Here is an 853-nt window from a genome sequence, read left to right on the forward strand (position 1 = left end):
CTAGGCGGCGTGGACGAATTTGAGCCAGTATCTTGCGGTAGCAATATGAACCATGCTGATGAAGCTCTCGGCGAGTTGGTCGTATCGAGTAGCAATGGCGCGGTTGATTTTCAGTCTGCCAAACATCCGTTCGATTAGGTTGCGCTGTTTATACAGCGTGCGATCATATTCAATCTTCACGCGGCGGTTTGCTCTGCCAGGAATGACGGGCTTGATATTGCGGCTGGCAAGATCATCACGAATGGCATCCGCATCATATCCCTTGTCAGCAAGAAGCGCCTGTGGCGCTTGCTCGGGTAAGCTGATCAGAGTGTCGTAAGCCTTGCAATCTGCGGCTTCGCCAACCGTCAGATGGAAGGCAAGCGGTCTTCCTCTGGCATCAGCCAGACAGTGAAGTTTACTGGTGAACCCGCCCCGCGAGCGGCCAAGAGCGCGTCGATGAATCCCCCCTTTCCGCCCGCTGCCGAAATATGGGCCCGAACTGTGGTGCTATCGATGCTGTAGTGGCCGCTGTCAGCCATGATCTCAGCGAGCGTGATCGAAACAGCCTCCCAGACCCCGGCTTCGCTCCAACGCCGAAACCGCCGATAGATCGTATTCCAATTGCCGTATTTGGGTGGGACATCCCGCCAAGGCGTCCCGCAGCGAAGTCTCCAAAGTATGCCGTTGATGATCGCACGATTTTGCTCCGGACGACGACCGCGTCCCCGATTGACTGCTTCAATCGGCAATAAATCCTTCAGAACACGCCATTCGGATTCGCTCAGATCGCCTCGGCTCATGACTGCCTCCAAAAAGCAGTCTTGAATCAAGCTGCGATCAATTCGTCAACCAATTCGTCCACGCCGCCTAG

The 853-nt window shown here is 55.3% G+C and carries 2 protein-coding genes; both read right to left on the reverse strand.

Going from position 1 to position 853, the window contains the following annotated elements; all coding sequences use genetic code 11:
• On the reverse strand, positions 1 to 444 hold the full coding sequence (locus KWJ32_RS28140; protein ID WP_231771476.1) for an IS5 family transposase: 444 nt from the start codon (positions 442 to 444) through the stop codon (positions 1 to 3).
• Positions 348 to 782 carry an IS5 family transposase gene (locus KWJ32_RS28145; protein WP_040128193.1) on the reverse strand — a complete coding sequence of 145 codons (435 nt, stop codon included), beginning with the start codon at positions 780 to 782 and terminating at the stop codon, positions 348 to 350. The genes KWJ32_RS28140 and KWJ32_RS28145 overlap by 97 nt, the downstream gene beginning before the upstream one ends.
• Positions 783 to 853 lie beyond the last annotated feature (71 nt).

Origin of the sequence: Ochrobactrum sp. BTU2, from assembly GCF_024539785.1 — a bacterium.
Taxonomy (GTDB): Bacteria; Pseudomonadota; Alphaproteobacteria; order Rhizobiales; family Rhizobiaceae; genus Brucella; species Brucella anthropi.

Bases quoted from the DNA above. Each gene is read 5' to 3' on its own strand.
- KWJ32_RS28145 (WP_040128193.1), bottom strand. From the start codon at position 782: ATGAGCCGAGGCGATCTGAGCGAATCCGAATGGCGTGTTCTGAAGGAT.